At 42.5% G+C, this 26,803-nt stretch carries 25 protein-coding genes, 1 tRNA gene and 1 rRNA gene; 10 read left to right on the top strand and 17 right to left on the bottom strand.

Features of this window, described 5'->3' with window-relative positions:
* Positions 1-360: 360 nt before the first annotated feature.
* The 4 genes from ACFWMP_RS20835 to ACFWMP_RS20820 form a co-directional block, all read right to left on the bottom strand.
* Positions 361-451: transfer RNA gene (locus ACFWMP_RS20835), tRNA-Ser, on the bottom strand.
* Positions 452-494: 43 nt separating this feature from the next.
* The gene (locus tag ACFWMP_RS20830) at positions 495-707 is read right to left on the bottom strand and encodes a DUF951 domain-containing protein (RefSeq protein ID WP_036677772.1); all 213 of its coding nucleotides are present in this window, start codon (positions 705-707) and stop codon (positions 495-497) included.
* Complete coding sequence (locus ACFWMP_RS20825) at positions 707-1,735, bottom strand: mechanosensitive ion channel family protein (protein WP_339799577.1); 1,029 nt, start codon at positions 1,733-1,735, stop codon at positions 707-709. Before ACFWMP_RS20825 ends, ACFWMP_RS20830 begins: the two co-directional genes overlap by 1 nt.
* A 15-nt stretch (positions 1,736-1,750) precedes the next feature.
* Positions 1,751-2,002: a putative Se/S carrier protein gene (locus tag ACFWMP_RS20820; protein WP_042193047.1), complete on the bottom strand. Its 252-nt coding sequence runs from the start codon at positions 2,000-2,002 to the stop codon at positions 1,751-1,753.
* A gap of 118 nt (positions 2,003-2,120) precedes the next feature.
* On the opposite strand from ACFWMP_RS20820, the gene yyaC reads away from it, so the two are divergent.
* Positions 2,121-2,726 (top strand): spore protease YyaC, encoded by a 606-nt coding sequence (gene yyaC, locus ACFWMP_RS20815; protein ID WP_042131724.1) that lies wholly within the window; start codon positions 2,121-2,123, stop codon positions 2,724-2,726.
* Here yyaC and ACFWMP_RS20810 read toward each other — a convergent pair.
* The 12 genes from ACFWMP_RS20810 to rpmH form a co-directional block, all read right to left on the bottom strand.
* A complete protein-coding gene (locus ACFWMP_RS20810; protein WP_379424610.1) occupies positions 2,701-3,201 on the bottom strand; it encodes a DUF4446 family protein in 501 nt (166 codons plus the stop codon). The genes yyaC and ACFWMP_RS20810 overlap by 26 nt on opposite strands.
* 20 nt (positions 3,202-3,221) lie before the next feature.
* On the bottom strand, positions 3,222-4,382 hold the full coding sequence (locus ACFWMP_RS20805; RefSeq protein ID WP_379424609.1) for an aminotransferase class V-fold PLP-dependent enzyme: 1,161 nt from the start codon (positions 4,380-4,382) through the stop codon (positions 3,222-3,224).
* Positions 4,383-4,492: 110 nt separating this feature from the next.
* Positions 4,493-5,335: a ParB/RepB/Spo0J family partition protein gene (locus ACFWMP_RS20800; protein WP_149644927.1), complete on the bottom strand. Its 843-nt coding sequence runs from the start codon at positions 5,333-5,335 to the stop codon at positions 4,493-4,495.
* The gene (locus ACFWMP_RS20795) at positions 5,328-6,089 is read right to left on the bottom strand and encodes a ParA family protein (protein ID WP_042131728.1); all 762 of its coding nucleotides are present in this window, start codon (positions 6,087-6,089) and stop codon (positions 5,328-5,330) included. The genes ACFWMP_RS20800 and ACFWMP_RS20795 overlap by 8 nt, the downstream gene beginning before the upstream one ends.
* Before the next feature lie 209 nt (positions 6,090-6,298).
* Positions 6,299-7,114: a nucleoid occlusion protein gene (gene noc / locus ACFWMP_RS20790; protein ID WP_076285062.1), complete on the bottom strand. Its 816-nt coding sequence runs from the start codon at positions 7,112-7,114 to the stop codon at positions 6,299-6,301.
* A gap of 410 nt (positions 7,115-7,524) precedes the next feature.
* Positions 7,525-8,250: a 16S rRNA (guanine(527)-N(7))-methyltransferase RsmG gene (gene rsmG / locus ACFWMP_RS20785; protein WP_379424608.1), complete on the bottom strand. Its 726-nt coding sequence runs from the start codon at positions 8,248-8,250 to the stop codon at positions 7,525-7,527.
* 3 nt (positions 8,251-8,253) lie between these two features.
* Positions 8,254-10,140 (bottom strand): tRNA uridine-5-carboxymethylaminomethyl(34) synthesis enzyme MnmG, encoded by a 1,887-nt coding sequence (gene mnmG, locus ACFWMP_RS20780; protein ID WP_042193060.1) that lies wholly within the window; start codon positions 10,138-10,140, stop codon positions 8,254-8,256.
* 39 nt (positions 10,141-10,179) lie between these two features.
* Positions 10,180-11,556 carry a tRNA uridine-5-carboxymethylaminomethyl(34) synthesis GTPase MnmE gene (gene mnmE, locus ACFWMP_RS20775; protein ID WP_042193063.1) on the bottom strand — a complete coding sequence of 459 codons (1,377 nt, stop codon included), beginning with the start codon at positions 11,554-11,556 and terminating at the stop codon, positions 10,180-10,182.
* Between the two features lie 109 nt (positions 11,557-11,665).
* Entirely contained in the window at positions 11,666-12,400 is a 735-nt protein-coding gene (jag, locus tag ACFWMP_RS20770; RefSeq protein ID WP_042193066.1) for an RNA-binding cell elongation regulator Jag/EloR, read from the bottom strand.
* Entirely contained in the window at positions 12,397-13,263 is an 867-nt protein-coding gene (locus tag ACFWMP_RS20765; RefSeq protein ID WP_042193068.1) for a YidC/Oxa1 family membrane protein insertase, read from the bottom strand. The genes jag and ACFWMP_RS20765 overlap by 4 nt, the downstream gene beginning before the upstream one ends.
* An 86-nt stretch (positions 13,264-13,349) precedes the next feature.
* Positions 13,350-13,700 (bottom strand): ribonuclease P protein component, encoded by a 351-nt coding sequence (gene rnpA / locus ACFWMP_RS20760; protein ID WP_042193070.1) that lies wholly within the window; start codon positions 13,698-13,700, stop codon positions 13,350-13,352.
* 291 nt (positions 13,701-13,991) lie between these two features.
* Positions 13,992-14,126, bottom strand: coding sequence for a 50S ribosomal protein L34 (gene rpmH, locus ACFWMP_RS20755; protein ID WP_039295761.1), 135 nt, complete (start codon positions 14,124-14,126; stop codon positions 13,992-13,994).
* Between the two features lie 673 nt (positions 14,127-14,799).
* On the opposite strand from rpmH, the gene dnaA reads away from it, so the two are divergent.
* From dnaA to gyrB, 6 genes are all read left to right on the top strand, one after another.
* Positions 14,800-16,146, top strand: a complete 1,347-nt coding sequence (gene dnaA, locus ACFWMP_RS20750; protein WP_042183777.1) for a chromosomal replication initiator protein DnaA — start codon at positions 14,800-14,802, stop codon at positions 16,144-16,146.
* A gap of 197 nt (positions 16,147-16,343) precedes the next feature.
* On the top strand, positions 16,344-17,486 hold the full coding sequence (gene dnaN, locus ACFWMP_RS20745; protein WP_042123045.1) for a DNA polymerase III subunit beta: 1,143 nt from the start codon (positions 16,344-16,346) through the stop codon (positions 17,484-17,486).
* A 48-nt stretch (positions 17,487-17,534) separates the two neighbouring features.
* Positions 17,535-17,765 carry a S4 domain-containing protein YaaA gene (gene yaaA / locus ACFWMP_RS20740; protein ID WP_042123047.1) on the top strand — a complete coding sequence of 77 codons (231 nt, stop codon included), beginning with the start codon at positions 17,535-17,537 and terminating at the stop codon, positions 17,763-17,765.
* A gap of 20 nt (positions 17,766-17,785) precedes the next feature.
* A complete protein-coding gene (recF, locus tag ACFWMP_RS20735) occupies positions 17,786-18,904 on the top strand; it encodes a DNA replication/repair protein RecF (protein ID WP_042123050.1) in 1,119 nt (372 codons plus the stop codon).
* 16 nt (positions 18,905-18,920) lie between these two features.
* Positions 18,921-19,169, top strand: a complete 249-nt coding sequence (gene remB, locus ACFWMP_RS20730; protein WP_036677731.1) for an extracellular matrix regulator RemB — start codon at positions 18,921-18,923, stop codon at positions 19,167-19,169.
* A gap of 47 nt (positions 19,170-19,216) precedes the next feature.
* Positions 19,217-21,127 carry a DNA topoisomerase (ATP-hydrolyzing) subunit B gene (gene gyrB, locus ACFWMP_RS20725; RefSeq protein ID WP_042183779.1) on the top strand — a complete coding sequence of 637 codons (1,911 nt, stop codon included), beginning with the start codon at positions 19,217-19,219 and terminating at the stop codon, positions 21,125-21,127.
* Between the two features lie 86 nt (positions 21,128-21,213).
* Here the strand turns inward: gyrB and ACFWMP_RS20720 are convergent, their stop codons facing one another.
* Entirely contained in the window at positions 21,214-22,089 is an 876-nt protein-coding gene (locus ACFWMP_RS20720; protein WP_339244167.1) for a YheC/YheD family protein, read from the bottom strand.
* Between the two features lie 355 nt (positions 22,090-22,444).
* Between ACFWMP_RS20720 and gyrA the strand changes: the two genes are divergently transcribed.
* The 3 genes from gyrA to ACFWMP_RS20705 all read left to right on the top strand — a co-directional run.
* Positions 22,445-24,985 carry a DNA gyrase subunit A gene (gene gyrA, locus ACFWMP_RS20715; protein ID WP_042183783.1) on the top strand — a complete coding sequence of 847 codons (2,541 nt, stop codon included), beginning with the start codon at positions 22,445-22,447 and terminating at the stop codon, positions 24,983-24,985.
* Between the two features lie 268 nt (positions 24,986-25,253).
* Complete coding sequence (locus tag ACFWMP_RS20710; RefSeq protein ID WP_339244169.1) at positions 25,254-26,351, top strand: HD-GYP domain-containing protein; 1,098 nt, start codon at positions 25,254-25,256, stop codon at positions 26,349-26,351.
* Between the two features lie 390 nt (positions 26,352-26,741).
* A 16S ribosomal RNA gene (locus ACFWMP_RS20705) occupies positions 26,742-26,803 on the top strand; the annotation flags it as partial.

Here is a 26,803-nt window from a genome sequence, read left to right as displayed (position 1 = left end):
ATGTGTATAAAAAGCCCGACATTACACATACTATACTCAGGCAGTACAAAAGAGAGGTGTGGTTCCGTTGGCCGTCGTAGACGAACACAATCACAGGAGATCTGATTCAGCATCTATTGTAAGCTGGGAAGAGTAGTGGGTTATTGCCTTAAAAAAGCATTAGCCTCAGCAACGCCTAAATCACTTTAGTCGCTATAAACAGAGAAATTCCAAACATCATTGATGTACTGCCTCCTGAAGAAGGACCCGAAAGGGCCCTTCTTTTTGCGTTATATATTATCCTGTATATCGGCAATTATAGACACAAAAAAACCTCCGTTACAGGAACGAAGGATTCATTAAATGTTATATATGCTGAAGTGGCGGAGAGGGTGGGATTCGAACCCACGCACGCTTTGACACGCCTAACTGATTTCGAGTCAGCCCCCTTGGGCCTCTTGGGTACCTCTCCGCAGCAAAAATAATTGTATCATGCAGACATGCCATTTGCAAGCTTAATTATTGTCTGTATTTCCCTCCGCAGAGCGCAGTACCTTCTTCATATTCTTCTCGAATTTAGCACGGGGAATCAGAACACTATGCTGACAGCCTGTACATTTAATTCGGATATCCATCCCCATGCGAATGATTTCCATCTCATTAGATCCACAAGGATGCTGCTTCTTCATTTGCACTATATCCCCAAGCTGAAAAACTTTACGTTCCACTATTCTTCCCCCTCTTCTCCTTCTTGTGTAGCTGCGATTTGCCGTCTTGATCCAGTGTTTGTCGACCCTTTAACTTCTAGTGCATGTTCTGTTTTCGCAAGATCTATTTCAGCCTTCGCCTCTGCCTCTGCTTTCTTACGTGCTTCTTCTTCAGCTTGAGCTAGTTCCAGCATGCTCTGTTTCTCTAATGCCTGCTTTATGTCGTTCTGAATTTGTCTTTCCGCTGCATCTCTTGCATTAGGAGCACAGCTGGCAGCTATACGAATCACATATTCCGAGGTACTCATGGACTGTATTCCGAGCACATTAGGGTAAGCAAGCACATGGGAGTTACGTTCTTCTATTCCTTTTAGCGCCTCGCCAATTAATCCTAACGTGGCTTCCAAGCTTCGCTCCATTTTAACAGGAACATCAACTACAGCCAATGCATTGGAAAGAGAATAGTTCGTTACATTCGTAATTAGTCCATTAGGGATAATAAATACTTCTCCGGTTGCACTTAACAGTCTTGTTGTTCGCAATCCGATTAATTCTACAGTCCCTTTATAAGTACCTGTCTGAATTACATCACCAACTGCAAATTGGTCCTCCAAAATAATAAAGAACCCTGTAATAACATCCTTCACCAGACTTTGTGCTCCAAAACCTACTGCCAGACCAAGTACACCCGCTCCGGCCAACAAGGGTGCTAAATCGAAGTGGAACTCTGAAAGAACGAGCATGATCATCACAAAATTACAGATAACCGTTACTACATTTTTCATCAATTCCCCTACCGTAGTAAACCTTCGTGTGTTAGACAGAATTCTGCCACCGGTTTTACGTTCAAGCGAACGATCAATAATATTAGAAACAATCTTAATAATGACCCTAGTTAAGAGAAAAATAATAAGAATTCGTAGTCCTGAGAATAAAACATTTGCCCACATATCAGCATCGGTAAACCAATTCCACACCTTATCTTTAAAACGCAAGGCATCTTTTACAGCATCACCGGGAGTAGTAGCCTCTAATATCCACCTATTCATATTGTATAGTCCTCCCTACCTCTCAATCAGTATGTAGTTCTCGTTGTGTTTTCCGTAGATACCGCGTATTTCGATATTCTGTTCCGTTACTATCCTTTGTACCTCTTCCAGTGCACTTTGATAAAACTGTATCGATATCGCGCATCCTGCCGTGATCTCTTTCGGGGTTGGAAATATATCAATTTCAATTTCCGCATACTCAAGCAGCATTTCAGCACGAAGCGCCTGCTGGGTAGAGTCAAACGCGATCAACATCTCTTCCTGCATATACGTTACGCCTCCCATAGGTTTATCGTCCTATCTCTTGCCGCTGTAGTATAAAACCCCTCTTCTATCCATATACTAGATACCATCAAATAGAATCAGCTTCAGAAAGGAAGATGGTATGAATTTTTCATCCAAAGCTACATCAGCGCAAGAAACGTCCTGTTTAAAAATATCACATACCGATCCCGATATCTATTCTGCTATTACTCACCGACTGCTGTTTCACTTTGCACGTACACGCCCGGAAACACAGATTGTCGTCATTTGTGTAGGTACGGACCGATCCACAGGAGACTCTCTTGGCCCTCTTGTTGGCACTGCATTGTCGCGTTTTCATAGTCCGCTGTTTCATTTATATGGAACTCTTGAGGAGCCTGTCCATGCCGTTAACCTTGAGGAAACTCTATCCCTAATCAACGAAAGATATAGTAACCCCTTTATCATCGGTATAGATGCTTGTTTAGGTCACTCTACTAGTGTGGGATGCATCCAAGTCGTTGAAGGGCCTTTGAGACCAGGTGCTGGCGTAAATAAACAATTGCCGCCGGTAGGTGATATCCATTTGACAGGAATCGTTAATGTCGGCGGCTTTATGGAGTATTTCGTATTACAGAACACGCGATTAAGTTTAGTTATGCGATTATCTGATATTATAGCTACGAGTCTATATTCTGCCTTAAAGCAATGGAATCTTCATGCTAGGTCCGCTGCAACGCGAGAATAACTACTTCTTTTTCTTCAGGTGATAAGACATATTGTGATTCGCCATTCTGCATAGGTTTAGAGTAAATGTAAGAATTCTCACGATTATGAAGACTGGTTAATACAATACCACTACTGTTGTCATCCAGTATAGCGACTGAGAAACTCAGATCATTGCCACGTTCACCAAAGGCATTATAACGCTTCAGCGCAATATTGGACTTCATGCCACGCATTCTAGTTTGAGTTGCTTCTAATACGTTTTTTTGCTCACGTTGTTCTTCTTCCAGCATGTCGCTTTGGTTCTTCAGATCAATTAGAAGGCCTTCCAGATCCTCCACACCGCTTCCAGCCATCATGGCCTCATATTTACGCCGCATAGCACGCAGCTTAGCCCCCTGGGCGATCACAGTGATTATCAGCACCAACATAATTACTGTAAAACCAAACACAAACCACTGCAACTGCTCACTAATTAATTGATTTAATTCAGACATGAATGGACCATCCTTTTTATTCATCTGCTGCGGGCATTGCCATATAACTCATCCATAGCAGCCAGCATTCTGCTTATATTTTGCTCTGTCGTATCTACACCTACACTCGCCCGAACAGCACCACTCTCTAGCGTGTCAACCGCCTTATGTGCCAAAGGGGTACAATGCATACCCGCTCTGACCGCTATTTTATAATCACGATCTAGACGGTGAGCAATATTCGCCGATTCTTCTCCATCTACCACAAAAGATACAATGCCAGTTCTCGGAGCCCCTAGAGAGGGTCCTAATATTCTAATGCCTGGGATGTTGGACAACCCTTCCATTAGCTTTTGAGTTAATGTCCATTCACTCTCATGGATAACATTCGTCCCTAAAGATTGTACCTTTTGAACACCTGCTAGTAAACCGGCAATCCCTACCGTATTTTGTGTTCCCGCTTCATATCGATCTGGACGAACAGAGGGTTGATCACTGTTTTCAGATTGACTCCCCGTTCCTCCATGCATTAAGGGTTCAAGATCCAATTCAGGTGATATATAAAGCCCGCCAGTTCCTTGTGGTCCAAGCAGCCCTTTATGCCCCGGGAATGCCAATAAGTCTATATTCATTTTTTTAACATCAATATCAAGTGAGCCTGCACTTTGAGCTGCATCCACTAGAAACACAGCACCATGCGATTTAACGATATCACCAATATCACCGATAGGGAGTATACTTCCTAGTAAATTGGAGCTGTGATTGCAGATCACCATTTTGGTATTCGGCTGGAAAGCATTTTTGAGTTCTTTTAAATCCAATTGCCCTTCACGATCCACTTTTAAATAGTCAACTTTTATCCCAAGTGTCTTACGCAAGTATTCCAGCGGCCGTCTCACAGAATTGTGTTCTGTCATCGTTGAAATCACGTGATCTCCCGCTTTAAGCGTCCCTCTGATCGCCATATTCAAACTCATCGTAGTATTATGGGTAAAAGCTATATCTTGCGCATTAGATACACCGAACAATCCCGCCAGCACACTCCGTGTCCTTACTAACACTCGACCGCTTCCTATCGCTAGCGAGTAATTACCTCTACCAGCATTCGCTCCTGACTGCAGAGCATTCATCATCGCAGCTGCAACCTCTGGTGGTTTAGGCCAGGAAGTAGCTGCATGATCCAGATATACGAAGTCTTCCATAACCTCGCTCCTCGTCTATTACCCTTTTTTAATCAACTTATTCAAAAAAACATACCCCTAATTATCCGATTAAGGATATCTCAGGATATGTTCTTGGCATAGATACCCATTTAGTTACCCAATAATTCCAACAATCTTTCTAAATCCTGAGCACTGTAGTAATTCAGTTCAATCTTCCCTTTTTCCTTACCCTGTTTTATTTTCACCGTTGTTTTAAAACGTTCACGCAATACTTCCTCTACATTATCAATATAGGGATCACGTTTAATAACTTTGACTTTAACTCCATTAGTAGGTTTTCGGTCCAAGTTCTTCACTGTTTCTTCTAACTCTCTTACACTCCACTGTTGTTCCACGCATTGTTCGGCCAGTTGTTTAATTACTTCTGGATCCTTTAAAGCAACAATTGCCCGCGCATGCCCCATTGACATTGTTCCACGTGAAACATATTCTTTTACTTCTTCAGGTAAAGAAAGCAATCTCAGGAAGTTGGCGATATGAGATCTGGACTTTCCTACCTTAAGCGAGAGTTCTTCCTGCGTGAGTGAAAACTGATCCATTAAGCCTTGGTAAGCCACTGCAATTTCCATTGCATTTAGGTTCTCACGTTGCAAGTTCTCGATTAATGCAATCTCCATGACTTGCTGATCACTAAGATTTCTAACGACTGCTGGAATTGTAGCTTTGCCACAATACTGCGAGGCACGGAATCTGCGTTCGCCGGCAATGATCTCATACCCCTTCAATACGCTACGAACAATGATCGGCTGAATCACGCCATGTTGTCTGATCGATTCTGCTAGTTCTTGAATGGCCTCTTCATTAAAGTCTTTGCGCGGTTGATATGGATTAGCCCGAAGTTGAGCTAAAGGGATCTCAACTACCTTATCATCTTCATTAATTGATAAAGATGGAATTAGCGCATCCAGACCTTTTCCTAATCGTTTACTCATAAGAAATCACTTCCTTTGCCAACTCTAAATACACTTCCGCTCCTTTAGAGCGAGGATCATAAGTAATAATGGATTGCCCATGTGACGGTGCTTCACTTAACCGGACATTCCGTGGAATAATCGTTCTATATACTTTTTCTTGGAAATACTTCTTAACCTCTTCTATCACTTGAATTCCCAGATTGGTCCGGGCATCGAGCATAGTCAATAATACTCCCTCTATCTTCAGATGCGGGTTGAGATTTTTTTGCACCAGACGAACGGTGTTTAAGAGCTGACTCAAACCCTCAAGCGCATAATATTCACACTGGATCGGGATGATTACCGAATCCGCTGCCGTAAGAGAATTGATTGTTAAAATGCCAAGTGAAGGAGGACAATCGATGATAATATAATCATAATTGTTTTTAACCGCATTCAGCGCCTTTTTTAGCTTTAGCTCTCTGGAAATCGTCGATACTAACTCGATTTCCGCACCCGCTAATTGAATGGTCGCCGGAATGATATGCAGTCCTTCATTTTGAGTTTCCAGTATGGTTTCTAGAGGATTTACCTCATTTATAAGAATGTCATATATACAATTCGCCACGTCCGCCTTGTTGACGCCAACGCCGCTAGTAGTGTTACCTTGAGGATCGATATCAACTAGAAGCACTCTTTTTCCTAATGTAGCCATACCGGCACCTAGGTTCACGGAGGTTGTTGTTTTACCGACACCGCCTTTTTGATTTGCTATGGCAATAATCTTGGACACTTATTTCACCTCGAATAGTTAGGAAGAATCTTCTCGTAGATCGCAAGTACAAATGTTCCTGACGCTGAGATAGCGTCACACTTTATGAAGAATATAGACAACTATTATATACTGGAACTTTAAATTACAGGCCTGACCAACACATCCCGGTCCTAGCCACACCAAAGGCGGCCAATCACCTCAAGGCCGCCTTTAGCTTTTGAAACAATTTATCTTTTGGGGATTTGGATTACAATCTCGTAATGGTCACCACGGTCATTTTCTGACGTTTTGATTTCCATCCCTGAGCCTGACACCATATCAATAGATTGACGAATTGTATTAAGAGCTAGACGAACATCCTTGGTATAGGAGACCCGCTTTGATTTTTTAGTTTGTGAGACTTGTTTGTAGAAAGCAATACGAGCTTCTGTTTGTTTAACATTTAAGCCTTTTGAAATGATTTCTGCCAACACTTTCAGTTGCATCTCCACACTATCGAGTGATAATAATGAACGTGCATGTCTTTCAGAAATCTGACGCTCCATTAACGCCGTCTTAACCTCTTCAGGTAAATTAAGTAAGCGAATTTTATTAGCTATGGTAGACTGACTTTTACCTAGTCGTTGTGCTAAGCTTTCTTGTGTCAATTGATGAAGATCAATTAACTTTTGATAAGCAACAGCTTCTTCAATAGAGGTCAAGCCCTCACGCTGTAAGTTTTCTATAAGCGCAATAGATGCGGCCTGTGAATCATTGAATTCACGAACAATGGCTGGAATCGTCTCTAAACCAAGCTTTTTGACCGCACGCCAGCGTCGTTCACCTGCGATGATCTCGTACACGGAATCTCGCATGCGTACAACTATGGGTTGAATGACCCCATGAGTTTTAATCGTCTGGCACAACTCATCGATCTTGTCGTCATCAAATATCGTCCGTGGTTGGTAAGGACTGCTAATGACCTCATGAACTGGTATTTGTTTAATTTCTTCTCCGCTGCTCCGCTCGGTAAATCCAAATAGCTTGGTAAATTGTTCTTTCATTCCGTTCATAACCACCTAATTTCGTTATAGTACGATCTTCTTGACCTTCTTCTCGGAAAGCGTATCGTACAGCAATAAAAAACATTCTGATATTATGAAATGGCCTGCAGCTATCAGGCATCATAATCTCTCCTTCTTTCGAACAAGAGTACAGAGAAGGAGTTATATACAAAATTAAAAGTCTACTATGCTATTCTATCACTTTTCTCTACATAATCATATTCTCCGTAAAGACCTATTTTTCCTGCATTTTCATAATGATAGCCGCTTAATAAACATATCAATTTAGTTTATCTTTTAATTAACGTTCATATAAGATCGTTATCGCAATTCCACTCAAAAAAGGTCATCCTCTAAAAAGAAGATGACCTTAAATATATTTGCCAATCTATAATGTTTCACGTGAAACATTATTTGATAAGTGGTGTTTTGGCAGGAATTCCCGCTTTTCGTGGGTACTTAGCAGGAGTGGCACCTGTCTTACGAATAATGACAATATGTCGCGCCGAATTTTCCACAGGCAAGCTGAACGACTCTACTTTACCAAGTTGAGCACGAAGCTCTTTTAAGCTGTACTTCGCCTCACTTAATTCTTCTGATGGATCGCTTCCCTTCATGGCAGCGAAAACTCCATCCTTACGTGTGAAAGGAAGACAAAACTCATTCAACAAGGATAATCTTGCCACCGCACGCGCAGTCACCAAATCATAAGCGTCACGATGCTTGAATTGCCGGGCAATATCCTCCGCTCGACCATGAATCAATTGCACATCAGTTAATTTCAACGTAGTACAGACATGCTGCAAAAAAGAAATTCTTTTACTTAATGAATCAATGATCGTAAGTTTCAAATGTGGAAAACAAATTTTAAGCGGAATTCCTGGAAACCCGGCTCCCGAACCGATATCTGCCAAATTGTTTATCTCATTGATATTAAGGAAAAAGGCTAGGGAGATCGAATCATAAAAATGTTTCGTGTAAACCTGCTCACGCTCTGTTATTCCAGTGAGATTCATTTTTTCATTCCAGGATACGAGTTCCTTATAGTAAAGATCGAATTGCTCCAATTGTTCTGCTGTAAGTGTAATGCCTCTTTCTTGTAAAAGCTGTGTGAATTGAACTTCCGTATTATCCATAGATTATCCTTTCGCCGCGGTTACCCGGTTATAATGCTCGAGATATACGAGGAGAATGGAAATGTCGGCAGGTGTGACTCCCGCAATCCGAGAGGCCTGCCCGATAGAGATTGGACGGATCTTAGTCAGCTTCTGCCGCGCTTCCATCGCTAATCCATGGATTTCATTATAATTAATGTCATCTGGAATTTTCTTCTTCTCCATCTTTTGCAAGCGCTCCACATGTTGGAGCTGTTTTTCAATATATCCGGCATATTTGATTTGGATTTCTACTTGCTCCTTCATTTCTGCATCCAGCATTTCCGGTGATGGCGAGACTTGATCTACGAAGCTATATACAAGTTCTGGACGCCGCATCAAAACAAGCAAATTACTGCCGTCTACAATAGGTGCCGATTCATATTGCGCTAGTACATGGTTTACCTCAACAGGTTTAACCTTTGTCTCTTGCAGACGAACAATTTCACGCTCCACCCGTTCTTTTTTATCCGTGAAGTTATCGAAACGCTCCTGTGTAATCAAACCAATGTCGTAACCGATAGGTGTAAGTCTTAGATCTGCATTATCATGGCGAAGCAACAAACGATATTCTGCACGTGAAGTAAGCAGACGGTAAGGTTCATTAGTGCCCTTAGTCACCAGATCATCAATGAGTACACCAATGTATCCCTGTGAACGATCTAAGATTACGGGTTCTTTGTCTTGCACTTTGCGCGCTGCATTAATTCCAGCCATTACACCTTGGCCAGCTGCTTCTTCATAACCGGAAGTACCATTGATTTGTCCAGCAGTGAAAAGACCTGGTAGACGTTTAGTTTCAAGAGATGGCCATAGCTGTGTAGGAACCATTGCATCATATTCAATAGCATAGCCGTTACGCATCATCTCTACCTTTTCCATACCAGGGATAGAACGCAGAATGGCTAGCTGTACATCCTCAGGAAGACTAGTCGACAGACCTTGTACATAGTATTCCGATGTATTTTTTCCTTCTGGCTCTAAAAAGATCTGATGCTTAGATTTATCACTAAATCTTACTACTTTATCTTCAATAGATGGGCAATAACGTGGACCTGTTCCTTCAATAATACCCGTAAACATCGGCGCACGATGAAGGTTGTCATTAATAATCTGATGAGTAACCTCAGAGGTATAAGTTAACCAACAAGGAAGCTGTTCATTGTTCGATGATTTCGTTTCAAACGAAAAGAATTTAGGCTCATCGTCGCCGGGTTGAATTTCTGTCTTCGAGAAATCGATCGTATCGCGATGTACACGTGGAGGTGTACCTGTCTTAAAACGCACCAATTCAAAACCAAGCTCCCGCAAATTCTCAGACAGCTTCACTGATGGCTGCTGATTATTAGGTCCACTCTCATATGTCAGTTCACCCATGATCACTTTACCACGCAGGTAAGTACCTGTAGTCAGGATAACTGTCTTACTATGGTATTCTGTTCCTGTCTTCGTAACTACACCTGCACAGCGTCCATCCTCAACGATTAAACGCTCAACCATCCCTTGACGAAGCGTCAAATTAGGCGTTTTCTCCATCGTTTCCTTCATTGTATGTTGGTACAAGAACTTATCAGCTTGTGCACGCAATGCATGTACCGCAGGTCCCTTCCCTGTGTTAAGCATACGAAGCTGAATAAAAGTCTTATCTATATTACGGCCCATTTCTCCGCCTAGCGCATCAATCTCACGCACCACATGTCCTTTGGCAGGTCCGCCTATGGACGGATTGCAGGGCATGAATGCAACCATATCCAGGTTAATTGTGATCATCAACGTGCTGCAGCCCATTCGTGCTGACGCTAGAGCTGCTTCGCAACCGGCATGACCGGCGCCAATGACGATTACGTCATAGTTGCCTCCATCATAACTCATGTCCTGTTTCCCCCTAAATGTTATATTAAAATGTAAAACTTATTTTCCTAAACAAAATTGTGAGAATATTTGATCTAACAACGAATCCGCTGCCGTATCGCCAATAATTTCACCGAGTTGTTCCCATGCTAGCCGTACATCAATTTGAATCATATCAATTGGAATATACTGTTCCGCCGCATCGTATGCATCCTGTAGTGATTTATAGGCTTTTTTAAGCAGTGCAATATGTCTCACATTACTTACATATGTCAAGTCACCCGATTCCAGCTTTCCACCAAAAAAGAGTGTCGAAATGGCATCTTCAAGTTTGTCTAGACCTTCCTCTTCCAGAACAGACATCGGTACGATGTTGGACTCCTCAAAGAACGAGAGCAACTTATCCTTATCCAGTTTGGGCGGTAAGTCCATTTTATTCATGATCACTAGGCATTGTCTACCGTGGATTTGTTCCATCAATGCCAATTCGTCCTCATGCAGCTCTTCGTTAGCATTTAGCACAAGTAGAATCAGATCCGCATCACTAACTGCCGCCTTGGAACGTTCTACGCCAATCTTCTCCACTACGTCCATCGTTTCACGAATTCCCGCCGTATCAAGCAGCTTAAGCGGAATGTTGTTTATCGTTATATATTCTTCGATGACATCACGTGTTGTTCCGGGAATATCTGTTACAATCGCTTTGTTATCACGTGCTAACGCGTTTAATAAAGAAGATTTACCAACATTGGGACGACCAACTATAGCTGTCGTTATCCCCTCACGAAGAATTTTTCCTTCATTAGAAGTCTTAAGAAGCTTTGTGATTCCTTCCATCACTTCACTGCTTTTATCTTTAATAAATTCAGCTGTCATGGATTCTACATCATGCTCTGGATAATCTATATTCACTTCGATATGAGCCAGCATCTCAATAAGTGTATGGCGCAAAGCATGAATTCGATCCGACAAGGATCCACTAACCTGCTTTAAAGCCACAGAAAACGCACGATCCGACTTCGAGCGAATGAGATCAATAACCGCCTCAGCCTGTGATAAATCAATACGTCCACCCAAGAAAGCACGCTTGGTGAACTCACCCGGCTCGGCTAACCTTATCTCCTGCTGAAGAAGTAAGTCCATCACCCTTCTTACAGAAATTACACCCCCATGAGCACTGATCTCTACTACATCCTCGGTCGTAAAAGAACGTGGGCCCTTCATTACGGTTACAAGTACTTCTTCCATCTTCTCTCCGTTATCCGGACTAACGATATGCCCATAATGAACGGTATGCGATTCCGCTTCAGTTAACGGAACTCGGCTACGAAACAAAGGCGCCACTTGGGAAATAGCCTGAGGGCCACTTACCCGAATAATAGCAATTCCTCCCTCGCCTAATGCCGTCGATACGGCAGCAATGGTGTCACTAAGCATGCTGTTTTTCACCCCAAAACCTATATTTTTTTGATCATAAACGGTCTTATATTGTTAAAAAAGCAATGACCCCTTACATTGGTCAAGGAGTCATTGCATCATATAGTCTTTACTTCAAAGTTATAACGACGCGGCGATTTGGCTCTTCGCCCTTACTAAGGGTATTCACTTGCCGATGATCCTGTAATCTGGAGTGAATAATTTTCCGTTCCTGAGGTGACATCGGTTCCAGTACTACCTCTTTACGAGTCCGAATGACACGACTGGCTAAACGATCAGCCAGCTCTTCGAGAGTTTTTTTACGCCGCTCACGGAAGTTCTCCGCATCTAGCACAAGCCGTATAAAACTGTCGGAGTAACGATTAGCTACGATATTAGCCAAATACTGCAGAGCATCGAGAGTTTGTCCTCTTCTACCAATCAAAAGTCCCAAATCTGGACCTGATATCTGCAGAATCGTGGATTCCTTAGTGTGGACGATTTCGACTTCCACTTCGAGCCCCATGCTCTTAGCGACATCCACAATGAAATGAACGGCTTCTTGGTAAGCTTCCTCCACCGGTTGTCCGGAATCTTGGCGTGGCACACCGCCGTTAGCCTCCTGTTTGCTCTCTCTTGTTGACTGCTGAGGCAGTGACGGAGCACTCGCCGCTGATGCCGGTGCGGCTTCGGCTATCAAGGTTAACTCAACCTTGGCACCTTTCGCACCGATCAATCCCAGGAATCCTCTTGATGGCTGCTCAAGTACGTTGACCGTTACCCGGTCCTTTTGAACTCCAAGCTGGGTTAGTCCCCGTTCTACAGCTTCTTCAATGGTTTTCCCTGTTGCGACGACTTTGCTCATTTTGACTTTTTGGCTCCCTTCGATGCTTTACTGCCGCCTTTGCTCTTCACAGCAGTTGAGTCATCTGTACTTTTCACAGCACTTGCGATTGCCAATTTATGTTTATCGTTGTTGCGATATAAGAAATAGTTCTGAACAATAGTGTAAATGTTACTGTAAACCCAGTATAACGGCAATGCTGCTGGGAAGTTGTAGGACATAACGAAAATCAGAACTGGATAGATCATCATCATGAACTGCATTGGCCCTTGTTGTTGCATCGGGTTCATTTTAGTCATCATTCTAGTTTGTATAAATGTTGTTAATGCTGCAAGCACTGGTAAGATAAACAGATGATCCGGCTTACCTAGCTCCAGCCATAAGAAGGAGTGCTCCCGTAGATGTGGATTATAGTAGATCGAGTTGTAGAGAGCGATAAAGATAGGCATTTGTACGATCAGCGGTAAACAACCCGCCATTGGATTAACCTTATTCTCTTGGAACAAACGCATCGTTTCTTGCTGCACCTTTTCAGGTGTGTCTTTATATTTTTTCTGGATCTTTTGGAGTTCCGGTTGAATGGCTTGCATTGCCCGCGAGCTCTTCACCTGTTTAATCGTAAGCGGAAGAATCAACGTGCGGACAATAATAACCATCACAAGTACGGCTAAACCATATTCTCCGTTAAACCAATCAGCAAACTTGTCCAAGGCAATGGCGAAATAATACACTACATTACTTTGCCAGAAGCCTCCATTCTTTAAATCCTCCGTAGTGTGCGTAACAGCAGCTGACGGAGCGCATCCCGACAGAACAGCTAACGACAACACCATCACTGTGATGAGGAGAAACCATTTTCCCCGTCTAGTCTTCATTAGAGACACTTCAAAACCCCTCTCTTGAACATTCCATTCCACCGTAAATCATACCATAATTATGAATACAAATAAACAAGCCTCTTATGCGTCCTTTATTTGCGGGAAGCCTTGAGTAGCTTGGCTTTGCGCAGTACATGCAGCACGCTTTTTTCGAGCTCTGCGTATTCCATGGAAAGCGCTCCTTTTCTTACGATAAACACCATATCGAGTCCACCTGCAATTTCAGGTTCATGATGACGGACGATTTCCTTCACCAATCTTCTCATTCGGTTACGGACAACCGCGTTTCCAACCTTCTTACTGACCGATACCCCAACTCTAAATCGCTCTACCTCTTTTTTGCTAAACCAATACACTACAAATTGATGATTCGCAAATGACTTCCCATGGCGATATACACGACTGAAGTCGGCACGGTTTCGTAATCGTAACTTTTTGTGCACGGGAATCTCCTTCATAAATCCGGTTAAAAGTATCCTTCCGAATTTTTTTCTTCTAATAGTATAGTCATTTGGATGTCGCCATAAACGACCGCGACTACAACGCCGAAATTTCCCTTCTATATTATAGAAAGAAAAATATTCTCAACTTCTCACAAAATAATTCTGTATATACGTTAAATAGCCCCGCAAAGTGTAGCTAGCGCATTAAGCGAGATCCTAGTCGTTTGCAGAGCAAATAATAATAAAAAGCAGTAAAAAAAGACCACCGGAGTGGTCCCTTAGTGGCCTAACTTACGCACTCAAAACTTTTCTGCCTTTCAAGCGGCGAGCTGCCAGCACTTTACGGCCGTTTTTCGTGCTCATTCTTTTACGGAAACCGTGAACCTTCTTGCGTTTGCTCACATTTGGTCTAAATGTCGGTCTCATAATTGCACCTCCCTTACAGGAACTTAATTACTGTCATATAAGCAGAAACGGTCTAAGCCGTCCTTATAGTAGGGACAGTATCTACATGAATCATCATTTAATTATCGAGACATATCCTTACAGAAAACACCTTTATATATTTAAACATATTTTATGCGCAAAAGTCAACCTACTGCTGGCTCCAGACCCTCTCTCTAATTCAAGCCGCTTATCCACAACTCCCATTAGAAAAAAAGTAATCCACAAGATATGACAGTTATCCACCTGTGATCAAAAAATAAAGTCGACTACTCACAGATGAGCACAACCTGTGTATAAAATTATCGAAGCTTTGGCGTAAAGTGTCGAACCGTAAACAAATTATCAACAATATGTAGTGGTGTTCCTAATAATTGTACACAAGTGCTTGAATTTGTGGATAAAATAGCCCTGCTCATTGAAAAATAAGGGGCGTTTTGCTATGATGGTATTACTTTTGAATGTGAATAGATTTGTTTGTTCTCTTAATTATCAACAAGCTGTGGATAAAGTTGTGAACAAATCAAATTTATCCATATTTTTTTGTCTCTTCATATTGCCTACTGGGGATAAATATCAGCACCAACCTATTTTCTTCGACATTTCCACTTCATGGCTGATGCCACATTTGGAAGATTTAAAGGAGTGACAGTCTGTGGACAGCCATACTTCCGAATTATGGCAGCAAATTTTATCGATTATTCAAACCAAATTAAGCAAGCCGAGCTTTGATACCTGGTTTAAGGCTACTAAAGCGATAACCTTCAACTCCCAGGTTCTCATTATCTCGGCACCTACAACGTTCGCAGTAGAATGGCTGGAAAGTCGCTACACCAAACTAGTAGGAGCAACGGTCTACGAAGTCACTGGGAAACAAGTGGATGTAAAATTCGTGATTGAAGAAAGCAAGCCGCCTGAGCTTGTGGTTCAACAATCCGCTCCCACTCCCGTAGTATCACGAGAAGAAGCGCAAACGCATCTACTCAATCCCAAGTACACTTTTGACACTTTTGTAATCGGCTCCGGCAACCGTTTTGCGCATGCAGCCTCACTGGCAGTAGCCGAAGCGCCGGCCAAAGCATACAATCCCTTGTTTTTATATGGTGGTGTAGGTCTGGGCAAAACCCATTTAATGCATGCCATTGGGCACTATGTTCTAGAACATAACCCGAATAACAAGGTTATTTACATCTCATCAGAGAAATTCACGAATGAATTTATCAATTCAATCCGTGATAACCGCGGTGAAAGCTTCCGCAATAAGTATCGTAACGTTGACATTTTGCTTATTGACGATATTCAATTCCTCGCTGGAAAAGAGTCCACGCAGGAGGAGTTTTTTCATACGTTCAATGCGCTCCACGAAGAACGCAAGCAAATTATCATCTCCAGCGACCGACCGCCAAAGGAAATTCCCACACTGGAAGAACGGCTACGTTCCCGGTTCGAGTGGGGCTTGATTACGGATATTCAACCACCCGATCTAGAAACCCGAATTGCGATTTTGCGCAAAAAGGCGAAGGCAGAGAACCTTGATATCCCTAATGAGGCCATGATGTATATTGCTAACCAGATTGACACCAATATTCGTGAGCTGGAGGGTGCATTAATCCGGGTTGTTGCTTACTCTTCGCTAACTAACCAGGATGTAACCACTCATTTGGCAGCTGAAGCACTCAAGGATATTATTCCTTCCAGCCGGCCTAAGATGATTACCATCGCTGATATTCAGCAAAAAGTCGGTGAATACTACAATTTACGCCTTGAAGACTTCAAAGCGCGAAAACGTACGAAAGCCGTAGCTTTTCCACGTCAAATCGCAATGTATCTCTCCCGTGAACTAACCGATTATTCGCTCCCTAAGATTGGTGAGGCATTCGGAGGACGTGACCATACGACCGTAATTCATGCGCATGACAAAATTACACAGTCATTAAAGGTCGATCAGGAGTTGTACAAAGTGGTAAATAATCTTGCGGAGAAAATTAAAAATCCTTCCTAAGAGGAACAAAGAGCCTATACACAATCTATACACATGTGGGTAGGCTTAATTTTATGCTATTTGATAGGGTTATCCACATATTAGACGCCCCTACTACTAATACTATTAAATAACTATAATAATTCATCATGTAAAGACGCGTAATAAAGAGATACAAATACAACGAAATTCCCAATTTTTCAGCTAGGAGTGAAATCATGAAAATAAGCATTCTTAAAAATGAACTCAACGAATCCATTCAACACGTATCCAAAGCTATATCCAGTAGAACAACCATCCCTATTCTGACCGGTATTAAGCTGGAAGTTAGCCATCAAGGCGTCACATTAACTGCAAGCGACACCGATATTTCAATTCAATCATTTATTCCAGCAGAGAATGACAGCCATACGATCGTGAAGATAGATCAGCCAGGAAGTGTTGTTCTTCCCGCTAAATTTTTCGTCGAAATTATTAAGAAGCTGCCCTCCAAAGAGATTCACATGGAAGTTAAAGAAGGATTCCAAACGTATATTTCTTCTGGATCCACTGAGATTCAGATCGTAGGTTTAGACCCTGAAGAATTCCCGGTGCTACCGAGTATTGAGGAGAACGATACTATCTCCCTGCCAGGTGATTTGCTGAAAAATATGATTAAACAAACCGCTTTTTCTATTTCTACCCAAGAGACAACTCCGATTTTAACAGGTATACTGTGGAATCTGGCTGATAATGAGTTTAAGTTTACAGCGACAGACCGTCACCGCTTAGCTACAAGAGCAGCAAGACTAGAAGGTACGGAGAATGTCCAATTTGCAAATATCGTAATCGCCGGTAAAACTCTTAATGAGCTAAGCAAGATTATTCCTGATCAAAATATGCTCGTTGATATTGTAGTAGCGGACAATCAAGTTCTCTTTAAAATCGACAAAGTACTGTTCTATTCACGGATCCTTGATGGAATTTATCCGGATACTTCTAGAATTATTCCAACAACCTACAAAACAGAACTAACTTTGGACACAAAAAAATTAAGCGAATCGATTGATCGTGCTTATTTGCTGTCCCGTGAAGAAAAAACCAATATTGTGCGCATGCAGACGCTTGAGCAAGGCGGTATTGAAATTTCATCTAGCTCTTCTGAGCTTGGTAAAGTTCGCGAAGAACTTGAAGTCATTGATTTCAAAGGTGAACCGCTCAAAATATCTTTCAACTCCAAATATATGCTCGATGTCTTAAAAGTTATTGAGAGTGAGCAGCTTGTAATAGCATTTACAGGAATGATGAGTCCGATCATTTTGAAGCCGCTCGATCAAACCAATAGCTTGTATATTATTTTGCCTTACCGTACAACAAATTAATGCCAACATTCATGAACATGTGGATAAGTGGCTGAAAGGATAAAAACCATGAAAAAAATACTTATCCACAGTGGATATATTAAGCTGGATCAATTCCTGAAACTTTCTGATTGTGTATCCACAGGTGGAATGGCTAAAGCTTTGCTGCAAGAAGGACATGTACTTGTTAACGGAGAAGTAGAGGAACGGCGCGGAAGAAAACTTTATCCGGGTGATCAAATTGAAGTGCAGGATAACGGCACATTTCAGGTTGAAGGCGGAGGAGTCAAAGAGGAGTAGGCTAGGGGAGGAACCATTTCGTGTTTGTTAAAAATATCGGTCTGCAGCATTATCGGAATTACGGGCTGCTGCGTCTGGAGAGCTTGGGCGATGTGAACCTGATTCTGGGTCAGAACGCCCAAGGCAAAACAAACCTCATGGAGGCATTGTTCGTCCTGGCGATGACCAAAAGCCACCGCACCTCGAAGGATCGCGAACTTATCTCATTCGATGCCCCTGGAGACGCTGCTCAGATCATTGCCGAGGTAGAACGTAAGTACGGCGATCTCAAGCTAGAGCTCACCCTATCTGCCAAAGGTAAAAAAGCTAAGATTAACGGTTTAGAACAGCGACGTCTTAGTGAGTTTGTGGGATCACTCAATGTGGTCATGTTTGCACCGGAAGATTTAGAGATAGTCAAAGGCACACCTGGCATCAGACGGCGTTTTCTCGATATGGAGATTGGCCAAGTCCAGCCCAGTTATCTATTTCACCTCCAGCAGTATCAAAAAATTCTCTTACAAAGAGGCAATTTGCTGAAGCAGTTGTGGGGGAAAGAGGCAGCGGGAAAAGACCTTTTGGAAATTTGGGATGCTCAACTTGTGGAGCATGGTGTTAAAATCGTCAAAAAAAGGAAACAATTCATAAAGAAGCTGCAAATATGGGCTGAAAGCATACACCGGGGGATTACGAACGGCGGAGAAGAACTGAAATTGCTCTATGTCCCCTCTTTCGGCGATCGGGATGAGGAAGATGAAGCTGTCTTATTAGACAATTTTATGTTAAAGTTATCACAAACAAGAGAACAAGAAATCAGGCGCGGCATGACGCTGACGGGTCCCCATCGGGATGACCTGTCCTTTTTTATCAACGGAAGGGAAGCCCAGGTCTACGGTTCTCAGGGACAGCAGCGTACAACGGCTTTATCGCTCAAGCTGGCGGAAATCGAGCTGATCCATGAAGAAATCGGAGAATATCCTGTGCTGCTTCTTGATGATGTTTTATCCGAGCTTGATCCTTACCGACAGACCCAGCTTATTGAAACCTTTCAAAGCAAGGTACAGACATTCATTACCGCTACCGGGATTGAGGGTCTGAATGCCGATAAATTAAAGGGCGCCAGCCTATATCATGTTCATGATGGAAAAGTGGAGTTATAAAGAGCGGAGGAAGATCATGTATATTCATTTGGGCGGGGAGAAGATTATTCGCTCTTCGGAGTTAATTGCAATATTTGATATTTCGATTGAGAAATCTTCCAAGGTGTCTAAGCAATTCGTCATTCACTCTGAGCAGGACAAGAAGCTTGAGCGGATTGGTGAAGAGGAAGCAAAATCTATTGTCGTAACTAAAAATATCGTGTATTACTCCCCCATTTCCTCCTCCACTCTCAAAAAAAGAGCCAAAATTTTGCTCGAAATATAACTTGCGTTTAGTAACAAAGAGATAATCTGAAAGAAGTAGGTGAAGGCATGTCAATGAATCAACCGACATATGATGAGAGCCAGATTCAGGTACTGGAAGGGCTAGAAGCTGTCCGGAAACGTCCGGGCATGTATATTGGTTCCACTAGTTCTAAAGGTCTCCATCACTTGGTGTGGGAGGTCGTAGATAATAGTATCGATGAAGCCCTAGCAGGTTATTGTGACCGGATTCAAGTGATTATTCATGAGGATAACGGGATTACTGTTATCGATAATGGACGTGGCATACCTGTAGGTGAAAATGAAAAACTTAAAAAGTCGACGCTTGAAGTTGTAATGACAGTACTGCATGCAGGCGGTAAGTTCGGCGGCGGCGGATATAAAGTATCAGGCGGCTTACACGGTGTGGGTATCTCCGTAGTAAATGCCTTGTCTGAGAAGGTTGTTGTTAATGTTAAGCGTGATGGGCATATTTATCAGCAGGAATACAGACGTGGTGCACCACAGTATGAGATCAAAGTTGTTGGAGATACGGAAGAGACAGGTACGACTACAACTTTTCATCCGGACCCTGAAATCTTTACTGAAACCACGGTCTTTGAATATGCGACACTGCTTACTCGTATTCGGGAGCTAGCTTTTCTTAACAAAGGAATTGAGCTTTCACTGCATGATGAGCGGACCGATGTCACCAACGTGTTCAAATATGAGGGTGGTATCGTTGAATATGTGAAATATCTGAATGAGAAAAAAGAAGCGCTGCACGAGGAACCAATCTACGTGGAAGGCTCACGGGATATGATTCAGGTTGAAGTAGCTCTCCAATATAATGATTCGTATACAGAGAACATCTACTCTTTTGCGAATAATATTAATACCCATGAGGGCGGAACGCATGAATCCGGCTTCAAAAGTGCTCTAACACGTATTATCAACGATTACGCCCGTAAAGCGGGTGTGCTGAAGGATGGTAATTCAAATCTGACTGGCGACGACGTGCGTGAAGGATTGACAGCCATTATTTCTGTCAAAATTCCAGAGCCTCAGTTCGAAGGTCAAACGAAGACTAAGCTCGGAAATAGTGAAGTCCGTGGAATAGTAGAATCACTGTTCGGAGAGAAATTGCAGGAATTCCTGGAAGAGAATCCGGCAGTATCACGCCGTGTCCTTGAGAAGTCGCTTTCAGCTTCACGTGCACGAGAAGCCGCTCGTAAGGCTCGTGAGTTAACCCGCCGTAAGAGTGCGCTTGAAGTCAGTGCACTACCTGGTAAACTTGCGGACTGTTCATCCAAGGATGCGTCTATCAGCGAACTGTATATCGTCGAAGGTGACTCTGCGGGTGGATCGGCCAAGCAGGGCCGGGATCGTCATTTCCAAGCGATTCTACCGCTGCGTGGTAAGATTCTAAACGTAGAAAAGGCACGCTTAGACCGTATTTTATCTAACGCCGAGATCCGGGCTATTATTACTGCTCTTGGTACAGGAATCAGTGATGATTTTGACCTATCGAAGGCTCGTTACCATAAAGTCGTTATTATGACGGATGCCGACGTCGATGGAGCTCATATTAGAACTTTGTTGTTAACATTCTTCTACCGTTACATGCGGAAGCTAGTAGATGCAGGTTATATCTATATCGCACAACCGCCATTGTTCAAGATAGAACGCAACAAAGTGATCCGTTATGCAGGTAGCGAGAAGGAACGCGATGAGATTATCGCCTCTTTTGGTGAGAATGTTAAGGTCAATGTTCAGCGCTACAAAGGTTTGGGTGAAATGAATGCTACCCAGCTGTGGGACACGACGATGGATCCTGAGGCTCGTATGATGCTACAAGTAACGATTGAAGATGCGATGCTCGCTGATAGTATCTTTGATACGCTGATGGGCGATAATGTTGAACCAAGACGTGACTTTATCCATGAGCATGCGAAGAGCGTCAGATACCTTGATGTGTAACAATTACATTCAAGAATAAAAACCTCCGGCTTCTGTTCCTAACGGAATGAGAATGCTGGAGGTTTTTTTGGTTTCAGAGCTGATTTTTAGGCTTTAGTATATTGCCTATTGCGGGTAGTATATGGGGATTTTCTAGCTTTTACACGTCCGTATGCTACAGCATAGCGGTGTATTCTACGATAGATAGATTTATCAGGAAATAACTTGAATACAACAATGGATGGAAGCGTGTTGACCTCAAGCAGCCACATATCCATATGTTGATCCATGGCAATATCCAGACCAATTTCTTTAATTCCTGGATAGGTGGTTTCCAATTGGCCTGCAATTTGTACCCCTAAAGATTTTAATTGATTAATCGTGGAGAGTGTTTCAGAAGGGTTCATATGATTTTTTAATAATGTATTTACTGACAGAATACTGCCTCCACTATGATAATTGGTGACGATTTTCTGAGGGGCAGCTACTCTTCCGAGCATTCCTGTTGTTTCCCATGCACCTGATGGAGTCTTTTGGGCAAGAACTCGAAGGTCGAAGGGACGATCTTGATGACGCAGGAGATCAATTCCTTTTTGGACGAGGTAGGTACGGTTCTGAATTCGTTTCTGTAAGGCCTCATGCAGCTCTTCGGGGGAGAAGAAAACTTCTGCCGTCTTTGCATATCTTAAAATATATAGGACCTGTGCTTCTTGCTGTTCTCTCTCCTCGTTATTGGCGGTGACAGTCATTTCAGTCTTCTGCTGGCTAGGACTTAAAATCACCGTACGCTGCTCAGCTCTCATTACACCAATACCAAAGCTTCCGCGATCAGGTTTTATATAGACCATGGCATATAACGCAAGCATTTCTTTAAGAACATTTAAATCATATTTACGAGTATCAGGCACATATAGAGATAGAGATTGATTTTGAAGGATAACTTTTGTTTTAGCCCATTTACTTGGGACTCGTTGAATCTTCATTATCTTCCTCCTTAACAATTTTGTGCAGCATTTGCTCTTTTGAATTCCCTTGTACAAAACTTGCTGTGGAAGCATAATCTTTGGCAGCTGAAAATCAGGACAAGCTACCTAAACAATGGTATAATATAAGGATATGGGGTTATGCCTTATCGAACGATACTAGGATAATAAAACCGTGTTTCTTGTCTTTACAGTCTATGTACTAAAGACATTTGCGGAAAGGGCGAATACCCTAATCAGCGCAAAAGAAATCAATATTAGAAGATAAAAGGCTATCATGTTTAATTGTGCTACTTTTGTGAAAGTAATATAATTAAGGGTAGCGGTTTTTTAACTGAAGGAGGTCCAGCAACTCATGGCTGAACAAAATAACCCACAAGTCAAAGATCGGGACATTGGCGTGGAAATGCGTGAATCCTTTATGGATTACGCAATGAGCATCATTGTTAGCCGGGCTTTGCCAGATGTGCGGGACGGACTCAAGCCGGTTCACCGACGCATTTTGTTTGCGATGTCGGAACTTGGAATGTCTGCGGATAAGCCTCATAAGAAATCGGCAAGAATCGTCGGTGAGGTTATCGGTAAGTACCACCCTCACGGTGACTCAGCCGTCTATGAAACAATGGTACGGATGGCTCAGGATTTCTCTATGCGCTATATGCTTGTGGACGGTCACGGGAACTTTGGTTCGATTGATGGTGATATGGCTGCAGCGATGCGTTATACAGAAGCCCGTCTTTCCAAGATTGCAGGCGAAATGCTTCGAGATTTGAACAAAGAAACAGTTGATTTCGCACCCAACTATGATGGTGAAGAGAATGAGCCAGTTGTATTACCAGCTCGCTATCCGAACCTGCTCGTTAATGGGGTATCTGGTATAGCTGTAGGTATGGCTACTAATATTCCACCGCATAACCTAGGTGAAGTTATCGATGGTGTGCAGGCGATGATTAAGAATCCTGACATCACCCCTATGGAATTGATGGAGTATATCCAAGGCCCAGATTTCCCAACGGCTGGATATATTTTGGGTCGTGAGGGTATTCGTCAGGCTTATCGTACGGGGCGTGGTTCAGTGACCATGCGTGCAAAGGCAACGATTGAAGAGAATAACGGTAAGGCTCGCATCATTGTACATGAGCTGCCGTATCAGGTGAATAAGGCGAGACTGGTTGAGAAAATCGCAGAATTAGTACGTGAGAAACGGATCGAGGGTATAACGGATCTTCGAGATGAGTCTGACCGTAACGGTATGCGTGTAGTTGTCGAGATGAGACGTGATGTGAATCCAAATGTTGTGTTGAACAATCTATATAAACATACTTCTATGCAATCTACATTTGGTATTAACATGCTGGCCATCGTGAACAACGAGCCGAAAATTCTTAATCTGCGTGATGTGCTCTATCATTATTTGCAGCACCAGATTGAAGTTATTCGTCGTCGTACTATATTTGATCTTAAAAAAGCTGAAGCACGCGCTCATATCTTAGAAGGTCTGCGTATTGCGCTGGATCATCTGGATGAAGTGATTGCGTTAATTCGAGCTTCTCGGACAACGGATATAGCCCGCGAGGGATTAATGAGCACCTTTAGCCTCAGTGTAGAGCAGGCTCAAGCGATCCTCGACATGCGGATGCAGCGTCTGACCGGTCTGGAAAGAGAAAAGATCGAGAATGAATATAACGAATTGCTAGCTAAAATTGCAGAGTACCGTGAAATTTTGGCGAATGAGCATCTTGTACTGGAAATCATCAGTAACGAGCTGCAGGATATTCGTGATAGATATTCTGATGAACGCCGGACAGAGATTACCGTTGGTGAAGAAAGTATCCTGGATGAAGACCTTATTCCGCGTGAAGAGGTTGTTATCACTATTACACATACGGGATACATCAAACGTCTACCTGTAAGCACCTACCGCAGTCAGAAGCGTGGAGGGCGCGGAGTCATGGGGATGGACACCAAGGATCAGGACTTTGTGGAGCATCTCTTCGTGAGTAACTCTCATAACTATCTGATGTTCTTTACTGATAAGGGTAAGGTGTACCGGATTAAAGCTTATGAGATCCCAGAGCTGGGACGTACTGCACGTGGGACACCAATCATCAACCTGATTCAAATTGAACAAGGTGAGAAGATTAGTGCCGTAATCCAAGTGGAAGAGACCGATAGTGACAAGTACTTGTTCTTTGCTACCCGCGAAGGTATCGTGAAGAAGACGCCGCTTGAGGATTACAATAACATCCGCAAAGGCGGACTTATCGCTATTAACCTTCGTGAAGAGGATTCTCTAATTGAGGTTAAGCTGACAGATGGACAGCAAAATCTTATTATCGGTACAGCTCGCGGAATGTCGATTACGTTCTCAGAGAATGATGTTCGTTCTATGGGTCGTAGCGCGACAGGCGTGAAGGGCATTACGCTTGATAGTAATGACCATGTCATCGGTATGGATTGTGTCGATAAGGAGCTTGAGGTTCTGATTGTTACTAGCAAGGGTTATGGTAAACGGACACCAGCCGGTGACTATCGTTCCCAGACTCGTGGTGGTAAAGGAATCAAGACCATTAATCTCACTGAGAAGAATGGCCCTGTAGTTGGTCTAAAAGTCGTTAAGAACGATGAAGACTTAATGATCATTACTACAAGCGGTACCTTGATTCGTACCAGCATGGATGGAATCTCTACTATGGGTCGTTATGCGCAAGGGGTTAAGCTAATTAACATCCGCGAGGATGATGCAGTGGCTACTCTGTGCAGAGCAGATAAGAACGAAGAAGACGAATTGTCTGAAGATATGGAAGGCCTCGAGGAACAAGTAACAGTAGATGAATCTGGTGATATTGATCAACCGGAAACAATCGCTGAGGATCAAGAAGATAATTTAGAGTAGGTTTTATTCAATAAAGAGCAAGGGCTTCTATTACAGAGACCCTTGCTCTTTTTGCTGTGATTAATTAATAGCTAGTTATTTAATGAAATTTAATGAGAATTTTTATAAGAATAGTTTTCATTTCACTAGTCGCTTCCTTTTATCCGTACTATAATTAGCCGATAGAGTATAAATCAGTATATAAAGTACTATTTTCTCAGAAATTATCTGTCATATTAGATTTCGGTAATCCTGAGCTTATTGTTATAGAAATTAAGGGGCTGAGTATATGCCAAGTGTATTGGCTGGAGAAGTTAAAGCGGGCTCAAAGATAACCAAAGATGTAATTACACCTTTGGGGGGGATTTTGTTCACCAAGGGAAAAATACTACTCCCCCGTGATCTAGAAATTTTAGAAGCTTTTTTGGTTGGGCAAGTGGAGATCGAAGGTGTTCAGGGAGAGGCCAACTCTGATGCTGTCAAAAAAAACGCCAAGCAGACAGCACTTAAAGCTGGAGCGATTATAAATGAATCGATGCTGATCAAGAACAATTCCCCACTACATGATGAATATGAAAAAATGATCGCACTTATTAGGACCAGCTATCGTTCGGTAACGGCAGCCTCACTTCCTATTTTTGAGTTGCGGAGTCAATTAGAGTTACTTATTAGTCATTTGAAGGATTATCATGTGTTGAAGTTTTCTCCACGTACGCTAAAAGACGAGGATTACAACTATCACAATGCCGTACTGTCCGCGTTAACATCATATAAGATCGCTCAGTGGTGCGGGTATCCGCAAAAGGATTGGATGCAGATCGCTTTTGCCGGATTGCTACATGACATCGGAAACGCAAAAGTAGATAGTTCTCTTTTACATAAGCCGGAGTCACTTAATAGTGCTGAAATAGAAGAGGTTCGCAGACATACTACATATGGCTATCAATTGTTGCGTAATGTTACAGCGATTAATGAAGGGGTAAGACTAACAGCATTGCAGCATCATGAGAAGGTTGACGGGTCTGGATACCCACTTAAGCTAGAAGGTAGCCAGATTCATTTTTACGCTAAAGTAGTTGCGGTAGCAGATATATTCCATGCAATGACTCTAGAAAGGGCCTATAGAAAAGCACAGTCTCCTTATTTAGTGTTAGAGCAGATAATGACAGAAAGCTTCGGTAAGCTCGACCCAGTCGTTGTACAGACCTTTATACAGAAGAGTACCGATTTGTTTAATGGAACCAGAATACGTCTGAGCGATGGACGTCATGGAGAGATCATATTTACTGACCGTGCTAATCCAACACGTCCTATGATTAAGGTAGATGGTACGATTGTGAACCTAATGTTGGAGCGAGAATTGTATATTCAGGAGATCATTGCTTAGAGAAGGAAGTATTAAGAGACTGTATAAATGAGACTGTGCTAAAAGGTATATACCAATATATAAAGGGAGATTAATAGCACAGTCTCTTATTTATAGATTATATTTAAAAAAAGTGTTGCAATGAATCTCTATACATGATATATTCTATTTCTGGCCGAGAAACACACATGCCGAGCTCGAAAAAGAAGTTAAAAAAAGAGCTTGACATTAAACGGTCGAACATGATATAGTATAAGAGTTGCTGCTGAGACATTAAACGGCGCCAACGAGAACTTGATCTTTGAAAACTGAACAACGAGTGAGTAGGAAATCACGAAAGTGAAATCCAAAATTAGAGAATTAATTTTCTCGTCAGATGTTTCAAAATGAGCATATCGCTCTTTTCAATACTAATTGGAGAGTTTGATCCTGGCTCAGGACGAACGCTGGCGGCGTGCCTAATACATGCAAGT

The organism is Paenibacillus sp. NPDC058367 (assembly GCF_042723305.1).
In the GTDB taxonomy this organism is placed as follows: Bacteria; Bacillota; Bacilli; order Paenibacillales; family Paenibacillaceae; genus Paenibacillus_AQ.
Note: the sequence above shows the minus strand (reverse complement) of the source record. Positions and strands in the feature narration are given on the sequence as shown.

Bases quoted from the DNA above. Each gene is read 5' to 3' on its own strand.
- ACFWMP_RS20825 (WP_339799577.1), bottom strand. From the start codon at position 1,735: ATGAATAGGTGGATATTAGAGGCTACTACTCCCGGTGATGCTGTAAAA.
- ACFWMP_RS20820 (WP_042193047.1), bottom strand. From the start codon at position 2,002: ATGCAGGAAGAGATGTTGATCGCGTTTGACTCTACCCAGCAGGCGCTT.
- yyaC (WP_042131724.1), top strand. From the start codon at position 2,121: ATGAATTTTTCATCCAAAGCTACATCAGCGCAAGAAACGTCCTGTTTA.
- ACFWMP_RS20810 (WP_379424610.1), bottom strand. From the start codon at position 3,201: ATGTCTGAATTAAATCAATTAATTAGTGAGCAGTTGCAGTGGTTTGTG.
- ACFWMP_RS20805 (WP_379424609.1), bottom strand. From the start codon at position 4,382: ATGGAAGACTTCGTATATCTGGATCATGCAGCTACTTCCTGGCCTAAA.
- ACFWMP_RS20800 (WP_149644927.1), bottom strand. From the start codon at position 5,335: ATGAGTAAACGATTAGGAAAAGGTCTGGATGCGCTAATTCCATCTTTA.
- noc (WP_076285062.1), bottom strand. From the start codon at position 7,114: ATGAAAGAACAATTTACCAAGCTATTTGGATTTACCGAGCGGAGCAGC.
- rsmG (WP_379424608.1), bottom strand. From the start codon at position 8,250: ATGGATAATACGGAAGTTCAATTCACACAGCTTTTACAAGAAAGAGGC.
- mnmG (WP_042193060.1), bottom strand. From the start codon at position 10,140: ATGAGTTATGATGGAGGCAACTATGACGTAATCGTCATTGGCGCCGGT.
- mnmE (WP_042193063.1), bottom strand. From the start codon at position 11,556: ATGCTTAGTGACACCATTGCTGCCGTATCGACGGCATTAGGCGAGGGA.
- jag (WP_042193066.1), bottom strand. From the start codon at position 12,400: ATGAGCAAAGTCGTCGCAACAGGGAAAACCATTGAAGAAGCTGTAGAA.
- rpmH (WP_039295761.1), bottom strand. From the start codon at position 14,126: ATGAGACCGACATTTAGACCAAATGTGAGCAAACGCAAGAAGGTTCAC.
- dnaN (WP_042123045.1), top strand. From the start codon at position 16,344: ATGAAAATAAGCATTCTTAAAAATGAACTCAACGAATCCATTCAACAC.
- yaaA (WP_042123047.1), top strand. From the start codon at position 17,535: ATGAAAAAAATACTTATCCACAGTGGATATATTAAGCTGGATCAATTC.
- remB (WP_036677731.1), top strand. From the start codon at position 18,921: ATGTATATTCATTTGGGCGGGGAGAAGATTATTCGCTCTTCGGAGTTA.
- gyrB (WP_042183779.1), top strand. From the start codon at position 19,217: ATGTCAATGAATCAACCGACATATGATGAGAGCCAGATTCAGGTACTG.
- ACFWMP_RS20720 (WP_339244167.1), bottom strand. From the start codon at position 22,089: ATGAAGATTCAACGAGTCCCAAGTAAATGGGCTAAAACAAAAGTTATC.
- gyrA (WP_042183783.1), top strand. From the start codon at position 22,445: ATGGCTGAACAAAATAACCCACAAGTCAAAGATCGGGACATTGGCGTG.
- ACFWMP_RS20710 (WP_339244169.1), top strand. From the start codon at position 25,254: ATGCCAAGTGTATTGGCTGGAGAAGTTAAAGCGGGCTCAAAGATAACC.